Origin of the sequence: Okeania sp. SIO2B9 (assembly GCF_010672505.1) — a bacterium.
Classification (GTDB): Bacteria; Cyanobacteriota; Cyanobacteriia; order Cyanobacteriales; family Microcoleaceae; genus Okeania; species Okeania hirsuta.
Window position 1 is genome coordinate 1 of the sequence record NZ_JAAHGK010000174.1, and the last position, 8,115, is coordinate 8,115.

General features: G+C 35.0%; 10 protein-coding genes. 4 read left to right on the forward strand and 6 right to left on the reverse strand.

The window, feature by feature from the left end:
* Positions 1-245 precede the first annotated feature (245 nt).
* The 3 genes from F6K13_RS08660 to F6K13_RS08670 all read right to left on the reverse strand — a co-directional run bounded on the left by F6K13_RS08660 (position 246) and on the right by F6K13_RS08670 (position 1,864).
* Positions 246-1,142, reverse strand: a complete 897-nt coding sequence (locus F6K13_RS08660) for a mechanosensitive ion channel family protein (protein WP_124145401.1) — start codon at positions 1,140-1,142, stop codon at positions 246-248.
* Positions 1,143-1,280: 138 nt separating this feature from the next.
* Positions 1,281-1,439: a YqaE/Pmp3 family membrane protein gene (locus F6K13_RS08665; protein ID WP_124145400.1), complete on the reverse strand. Its 159-nt coding sequence runs from the start codon at positions 1,437-1,439 to the stop codon at positions 1,281-1,283.
* Between the two features lie 302 nt (positions 1,440-1,741).
* Complete coding sequence (locus F6K13_RS08670; protein ID WP_275670387.1) at positions 1,742-1,864, reverse strand: hypothetical protein; 123 nt, start codon at positions 1,862-1,864, stop codon at positions 1,742-1,744.
* A 480-nt stretch (positions 1,865-2,344) separates the two neighbouring features.
* Between F6K13_RS08670 and psb35 the strand changes: the two genes are divergently transcribed.
* The 4 genes from psb35 to F6K13_RS08690 all read left to right on the forward strand — a co-directional run bounded on the left by psb35 (position 2,345) and on the right by F6K13_RS08690 (position 3,698).
* Positions 2,345-2,524 carry a photosystem II assembly protein Psb35 gene (psb35, locus tag F6K13_RS08675; protein WP_205127395.1) on the forward strand — a complete coding sequence of 60 codons (180 nt, stop codon included), beginning with the start codon at positions 2,345-2,347 and terminating at the stop codon, positions 2,522-2,524.
* A gap of 91 nt (positions 2,525-2,615) precedes the next feature.
* Positions 2,616-2,960 (forward strand): hypothetical protein, encoded by a 345-nt coding sequence (locus F6K13_RS08680; protein WP_124145398.1) that lies wholly within the window; start codon positions 2,616-2,618, stop codon positions 2,958-2,960.
* Between the two features lie 94 nt (positions 2,961-3,054).
* Positions 3,055-3,321 carry a hypothetical protein gene (locus F6K13_RS08685; RefSeq protein WP_124145397.1) on the forward strand — a complete coding sequence of 89 codons (267 nt, stop codon included), beginning with the start codon at positions 3,055-3,057 and terminating at the stop codon, positions 3,319-3,321.
* A 194-nt stretch (positions 3,322-3,515) separates the two neighbouring features.
* Positions 3,516-3,698, forward strand: a complete 183-nt coding sequence (locus F6K13_RS08690) for a CsbD family protein (protein ID WP_124145396.1) — start codon at positions 3,516-3,518, stop codon at positions 3,696-3,698.
* A 250-nt stretch (positions 3,699-3,948) separates the two neighbouring features.
* Here the strand turns inward: F6K13_RS08690 and F6K13_RS08695 are convergent, their stop codons facing one another.
* The 3 genes from F6K13_RS08695 to F6K13_RS08705 all read right to left on the reverse strand — a co-directional run.
* Positions 3,949-4,671: a response regulator transcription factor gene (locus tag F6K13_RS08695; protein WP_287241904.1), complete on the reverse strand. Its 723-nt coding sequence runs from the start codon at positions 4,669-4,671 to the stop codon at positions 3,949-3,951.
* A 94-nt stretch (positions 4,672-4,765) separates the two neighbouring features.
* Positions 4,766-5,947, reverse strand: coding sequence for a DUF4336 domain-containing protein (locus F6K13_RS08700; protein WP_287287217.1), 1,182 nt, complete (start codon positions 5,945-5,947; stop codon positions 4,766-4,768).
* A 108-nt stretch (positions 5,948-6,055) separates the two neighbouring features.
* On the reverse strand, positions 6,056-8,115 hold a 2,060-nt coding region (locus F6K13_RS08705), incomplete at its 5' end, for a CBS domain-containing protein (RefSeq protein ID WP_287287218.1).

Below are 8,115 nucleotides of genomic sequence, written 5' to 3' on the forward strand. Positions count from 1 at the left end.
TAGGAGGACCGAGTCAACCCACCCCTCGCCCCTCCCCCTCCGGTGGAGGGGAAGGACCTCCTCAGGAGGGAAGAGAATGCGCGAAACATTTGCTCTTGGATGAAGATGAAAATTTTTTTTATACCGAACCCGAGCGGATTTGATATCAGTTAAAATTAGGATTGAGGAAAAATTATAAATATCTTCGATCTTTAGCAGTAATTACAGTAATTAAATAATTGATAATCTGGATTACATAAATTGCTTTACTGGGAAGATTTTATGTTTTGCCGAAGGTCTATAGGAATATAATCATTATACTTATTCTGATTGTAGAAATAAACAGTCCGAATTGGATAAGGAATATTAATATCTACCCGATCAAAAACTTTCTTAATAGCAATAATTGCGTGAGTTTGAGTTCGGCGTACTTCTTTCTGTTCTGCCTTAGTCCAATACCGCACAATAAAGTCTATTGAACTATCATTAAAACTAACTAAATCTATCTCAGGATCGGGATCTTCTAAGACACCTTCAACCTTTTGAATAAGTTTGTATAATATCTCTGCTGCTTCTGATAAAGGAGTATTATAATCTACACCTACTCCTAGGTCAGTTCGTCGAATACCAAAAGCAGTTCTTACTTGTATAGCACTGGTAAATACATTAGCATTAGGTAAAATCACTCTTTCGCCATTGTAAGTCCGAATTTTCGTAGTCCTAATATCAATTTGTTCTACAGTACCTTCATACTTATCAACTATTATTTGGTCGCCGATACGAAATGGCTCTTGTAATAAGAGTAATATTCCTGCAAGAAAATTTTTAAATATGTCTTGAAATGCAAAACCAACTGCAACAGAACCAAGACCTAATGTCGCAATAATATCTCCTAGTTTTAAACCGGGAAAAGCAATAACACAAGCAATAATAACTCCTATTACCCAAACACCCACATGGGTAGTTTTTGTGATTAAAATTTGTAAGGATTTACTACGAGTTGCACGCTTTCCTACCCGTTGAGCAAGGTTCCGAAGTAATTTTGCTGCATAGCGAGTTAAAAAAATAATAATTAATGCTATTAGTATGGCTGGTATGACTTTTATAGTACTTTCAAGTACATCTTTTAATCCATTAATAATTATATTGATTATTTCATCCATATATAAGTAAAAATCCTGAACTTTAGTAACCTCTATTTAATTTCTTGAAGAAGGTTTAAGGTTAAATTGATAATAAGATTATAGGTGGTAATTTGGGCATAAATACCCGGATATTACCACCTAAAATATAATAACTATTTATCTTTTAGCAATAATCCAAACAGCATGAACAATTCCTGGGATATAACCCAGTAAAGTCAAAAGAATATTCAACCAAAATTGACCGCCAAAACCTACTTGCAGAAATACGCCAAGCGGTGGTAAAAAAATCGCACAAATTAAACGAATAATATCCATGTTAATCTCCTTAATAAAATGGTTCTGTGGTATATAATCTATCTCACTCTTTGTGAGGTATCTTGGTTCTCCTTCTTTTATGTCCTCTGTTCTCTGTTTTCAGTTCTCTAAAACCCAGAACTTTGTATCTCACTCAGAGATGAGAATTGCTATATTATCAACTTGTGAGGCAAGTTTGTCAACGCTTTATATGAAATACGAAAAATGATGCTAGTTATGAATTTCCCCATCTCCCTATCTCTCATCTTATCGCTAGCAAATATTAACCTATTTCATATTATTTACTATTGCCAAACAAAAACTTAGGCTTCATATTCTGGCAAATTGCTCTGAATATTTTCATCTCCCGATTCAATATCGTAGTTTCCATTCCATTCATGACAAGTACCATTTTCAGGAAAATGAGGAACTTGATACCCAGCCAAATAGTTATATGAAAGTTTAATAGAGGGCTTTATTTAATTTTAATAATTCAGGTAAAAAATATATTTATTATAGAATGTATCTTACTTCTGACACTGAAATAAGTCATCTATCTCAAGATATAGATCCTATACAGACCCAGCAAATCAAAAAAGTTGTTTTTATTGGATCTTAATTATTCATTCTATCCCAAATTAAAAATATCGTGAAAAAGAGACAGGAAATAGGGTAAACCAAGCCTATAAAAAATCTACCCTAACTCTTGATTTTTCTGTCGTATTCAATTCTTATCTCTCCTATATGAGTTGTGAATTATGGCAACTCAATCTTTATTGCAACTGTTATTAATTCTTTATTTGTCTCTCTAAAATTATCCAAGCTTTACTGCCACTTCAACCTTTTGATAGATGTGAATTTATATTTTTTTAATTTACTATGACTGTAGTAAGTTCAAATTTCGGATTAAGGAGCATTCTAATATTATGTATTTATTAGAAGTTGCTACAAAAGCACCTCATTTTCCTTTTGCTGCAACAGCAGTATTGGTAATTGGGTTCGTTGCTGCAGTAACAATGGGTTCTATTGCCTGGTACAACTCTAAGCGTCCCCCTGGTTGGGAAAACAAAGAACGTCCTGATGTTGTTCCTAAAGTTGATTCATAAAAAATAAAATACTGAATAATATCTGCTTTAGTCGAGCGATCGATAAAACATTTTTTTTAAGTTCAATAGAAATTTATTTGGAGGTTAAATAATGACAAATCAAACAAATATAAGTCCTAACTACGATGCTAATATCATTCCTACAGATGTAGCAGATAGGATGGAAAGAGAGGGAGAAAACTTTATGAAAACTCCTGAAGCAGAAGGAGAAGAAAATAATACTACATCAGGTTATACTGTTGATACAGAAGGTAGGTTAAATAATTTTGCGATTGAACCTGAAATGTATGTCAATGAACCAGGAGATTTAAGACAGCAAGAAGAAGAACAAAGACTAGAACGTGCTAAAACTATGAAAGAAATAAATCAGACTAATGAAGATGGAAAGTTAACTATGTCTGAAGATAATCGTGGTAAAGGAACAGGTATAATTTAGTTATCAATTATAATTAGTTGAGCTGCACATATCATCAAGTATTCATAAGTGACATAAAAATTACTGACCTAGCTAATAATGCTAGGCTTTTTTGTTGATAGAGGCAAAATCAAAAACTATACCGATCTTACCGAATTACCGAATAATTAGGGTTTGCGTATGGAAAGTCTTATGGGTGAGGGGAGGAGACAGGAGACAGGAGACAGGAGAAATGGGGAATTTAGAGGAGTTAGTCGAATATTTTATCCCTCAATTTTTCTGCAATTATTCTCCTTTCAACCCTAACTTTCTGCTTGCTCAAGCCGAAAAAGCCAGACCCACTGGAGCGAAAAAAAGCCTAAAACCTTTATCTGTCGATTAAAAAAACTGACACTCCCGCCTGTTCCCTGTTCCCTAAAAGCGATAAGGTTTTTATACACAAATAAAATAGGACTGCTATATCTATCAAATGGTATAATCATAAAATACATCAAGATACTCCTTTCGATAGAAGAAAGTTTAAAAAATTATTATTAGTATATAAATGTAGATAAAAAAGTTCTGAGGTTAATATCCATGACTACCGAAGATAGAGTAAAAGCAACTGTTAAAAATATTGAAGGTAAAGCTCAAGAAATGCTTGGAGAAATTACTGGTAATCCAGAAGACAAAGCTGAAGGACAAGTTAAGCAAGATGAGGCTAGAGTAGAACACATTGTAGAAAATGCTAAAGAAGAAGCTAAGAAAAAAATTGACTAGACTGACTAAATTTTCTCAATCATTTTAGTATAACTAATATTTGATCAGAATCCAAGGAAAATATATTGAATACTTTTCCTTGAATTAATAAACTCTTTTTCAAGATAGGATAAGTCAAGAATTAGTTGGGGTGAATTTTTAATAGCAAAGGATTGAATAAAAAAATCTTTTTATTCAAGCTATTAAACCACTCTGACATCTTTGACTAATGCAGATAGAAAGCATAACTATTAAAGGAAATCGATCGAGCTTAACTAACTAAACCAGCACGCAAAGCACGGACTGCTGCTTGAGTCCGATCGTTAGCACACAGCTTATTTAAAATACTACGAACATGGGTTTTGACAGTTCCGATAGTGATATAAAGCTTGTCAGCAATTTGAGCATTGCTACACCCAGAAACTATTAGTTGTAATACTTCTAATTCTCGTTCTGTTAGAGGATCTATCTGAATTATTCCATCTCCTCCTGGCGCACAGTCCATTTCATTTAGTTTTATTAGTGGTTGAGAAGTTGGATAGTTACTATCAGAAGTTTCCTGAGCTTGGTTAATTACTACACTGGCGATCGCCGGGTCGATCCAATTATTACCTTCATTAGTAACCTCAATAGCCTGAAGTAAATTACTAAAACTGACATCTTTGAGACTATATGAGTCTGCACCAGCACTAAAAGCAGCTATTACAGTATCTTCACTATCTTTTGTTGTTAAAACTAACACTTTTGTTTGTTTATATTCCCGATCACCATTTAATTGTTTCAACTTCTGAGTTAGTTCAACTCCATCCATATCAGGTAGATTAAGAGCAACTATTGCTACATCAGGCTGAGTTGTTTGCACAATATTTAAACCTTTTTGGCCAGAAGCGGCATCCCCAACTACTTTAATACCTTCAGACATTTGTAATGCAGCTACCAACCCAGCACGACTTGAGTCATGCTTTTCAATCAAAACAACTCTGATTATGTTCATCGTAATTCCCTTTTGCTTAAGTTAAACTTGTGGGATTGTTTGTAAATCAGTTTTGATTTATCTTATAGGGAAAATAAGAAAATGCTCTTCAGCTTTAACGTAAAGCCCCTATTTTTGTAAGCTTATCATCTAATTTTCTCAAAAACTGTAAATCTGTCTCTGGTAAATACCCCCCACTATCCTTTTCTAAAAAACTAAACCCTTGCCTAAACTCATACCCACTTGCCTGAATAGGTGCGTCAAAATGACAGGGAATAATCTGCCGAAAATTCCAACTTGCCACTTTCTCAACCCACTCCATCACCTGTTTGGGATCGCGATTCAAAATCAGGGTTTGCAATATAGGTGCTACTAACAACCGCCCATCCTGTCGTAATTGTGTAAAAGAACGCTGCCAGTCAGACTTCCATCGCCACGGTAAGAGACCAAAATATGCACGCTTCGAGCGATCGCCTGCTTTCCAAACATTCTTAAAAATTTCCCCAGTAGGAACTACCTCTAAAGCACCCACCTGAAAATATAATCCAAACAAACATATTTTTTGCCACCCTACACATCTATTTGTGGGAGTATCCTCTACCACATCAAACACATCATCTTTGGCATGAAACAATAACGGATAGGGATCTAAATTCAAAATATCGGGCGGTTCAGCAGGTACAGATAAAACAGTATCAACCGCCAGTAAAGTTTGGGATGGACTATGCCAGAATACTACTTCTGCAAAAGGTTTGAAACCAATATCAAGGGGTCCGAGAGTTGCGTAGTCAAATTCTGCTGCAAAAGGTGCATCTCCACTATTCACAGGGAGTAAGTAGGTGCGGTTTCTTGGTAAACCCAACCAACTCAGGGGTAAATTTAGAGGAAAACTCCATTGGTTGGGCGTAACAAAAACTTCAGCTGTGGGAAATTTTCTCGCAAAGGGTCCCACATATACTTTATGTTCTAAGCCAGAAATAGTTGGTAAAATAATATAGCGAACTTCTCCAAATTTTTCTACCAATTCATTGACAAGGCGCACACATTCCCGGGTTGGTGCTATAGGCGCATAAACAAACAAACCACCTCCGATCATTCTTACCACTGTCATCCGAATTGGTACAGTGACATAGAAGATACCCTGAAGTTGGTCAAAAGTCCAGATTGTATCTTTGACAATCTCCTTTCGTAATGTTCGTCTTTGTCCATAAGGGTATAAGGGTAAAATAGGCCATAGAGGCCATGACCAATCCTGAGAGTGAGAAATATTCTGTTGTCTTTGTTTCCCTGAATGCACTTTTAATGCAGTTATTTACTACAGTTATTACTTTATAGTATTAAGAAGAAATAAGGAAGTGGGCTAGCCAAAATTAAATTTCGGAAATTAGAATTTGATGCAATTCCTTTACGTTGGTAGTTCTACTGTAAAAGTTGTCCAACCATTACTGCTAGTGACAAGTATATTGCCATTTAGCTGCTCTACCAATTTTTTTACTAGAGCTAAACCTAAACCTGTCCCCCCTTGTTTCCAAGGATCGGCATTAGGCACTCGATAAAATTTATTAAATATTTTAGGTAACTCAGATTCGGGAATTTCTGATGGGTTACTAATCATAAATTTGATTGTAGAAGGTACTTCTTTAAGGCTTTTTTTGCTACTTTTTTTCTGGTTAGATTCAACGGAAAACTTAATTTCGCCACCATTCTGGGTATACTTACAAGCATTATTCAGGAGTTCTGCTAAAATTCTGCTTAAACTATGATTATTAGATATAATTTTAGGTAGTTTTTTAGAACATTTAACTTTTAGAGTTTGTTCCCGTTCTCTAACTCTAGATTTAAAAGGATCGATCATAGTGGGAAGCCAACTTGCTAAATCTATTGTATCTATAGGGATAAATTCAGTGCCACCTTCTAAGCGCTGTAAATCTAACAAATCGGTAATTAACTTAATTTCTCTTTTACACTCTGTATCTAAAATATTTAAATATTCTTTACCGCGTTCTGATACAGGAAAGACTTTCAACATATGAATAGCCATTTTCATGTTCGATAGAGGTGTTCTTAACTCATGAGAAACAGTGCTTAAAAAATCATCTTTGAGAATATTAAGTTGCTGTAGTTCTCGCACTTTTTGTTGCAATTCTGCTGTGCGGTCTTGAACTTGTTTTTCTAAATCTGTGTTCAGAGTTTGTACTTGTTGATAAAGTTGGGCCTGTTGAATACCGATCGCTAACTGAGTTGCTAGCTGCTTCAAAAAATCAATTTCAGATTGTTGCCACTCTCGAATTCCCGAACCTTCCTGGGTACACATCAGTCCCCATAGTTGTCCATCTTGGGAAATTGGTACTATTAACCAAGCTTTTACCTGTTTTTCCTTCAACTCAGTAATTTTTTCTGTACTTGAATCTGTTTGAGTGATATCAGAAACTGCCTGAATAGTATTTTGATTCATGTTTAAATTTGACATTAAGCATTCGGATGAAATTGTTTCTCCCATCCAGGAGTTGCAGTTTTTTTCTACTGACTCAGCAACTATTTTAGCGACTTTTGCAGTTTCTACCTGAAATAACACTACTCGATCTGTTTTGAGGAATTGCTTAACTTCTGTCACTACAGCATTAATAATTTCATCTATATCTAGAGATTGATGAATCCGAAGAGCTATTTTTGCCAGGAGGCGATCGCGTTCTAACTGTGCTTGTATTTCCGCCGTTCGTGCCTGCACTTCTTTTTCTAATTGTGCATTTCTAGTGCGTAATAGTTCAAATTTTTCTGCTTGCAGTTGATTAACATCTTTTCGTAATTTTCTGACCAACCCAAACATTACTGTCGGGTCTAATACTTGCAGTAAACTAGTCTGATTAACTGTTCCCAGAAACTCTCCTTGTTTACCACATACTATCAATATTTCTACCTGTTCATGCAACATTTTTTTATGAGCATCCCAGAGAGAATCTGTTTGTTTCAAACAATTCAATGGCGTTTTCATTACCTTTTTTACAGGTGTTGTTGCCAAACTCATATTTATATAATAGCCTTGTGCAATATCATCTGTAGTGATTATGCCAACAGGTTTGTCAATTTCAGTCCTTTGTGTTTTATTTTTTTTATTCTGTGTTACGATTACACTATTTACTTGTTGATCAGACATCAATTTACTAACCTCCAACAATGATGCCGTTTCTGGAGTTGTGACTGTAAAAGAATCATTTTTTACTTCATTTACCCTTCTTGAGCTGAGAATATTAGAAGGTTGCAGTACTTGACGAATTCTTTCTGGTGTCACAACGCCAACTATTTGACCCATACTATCTAGCACTGGTAGATGACTAATTTTATGTTGGCGAAACAGAGATAAAGCAGTAAATAAATCTTGATCGTCTGATTCTTTTATAGTCACAAAATTAGATGATATGACTTCTTTTATCTTGACATTTTCTGATAAATTGCTTAGATTACCAA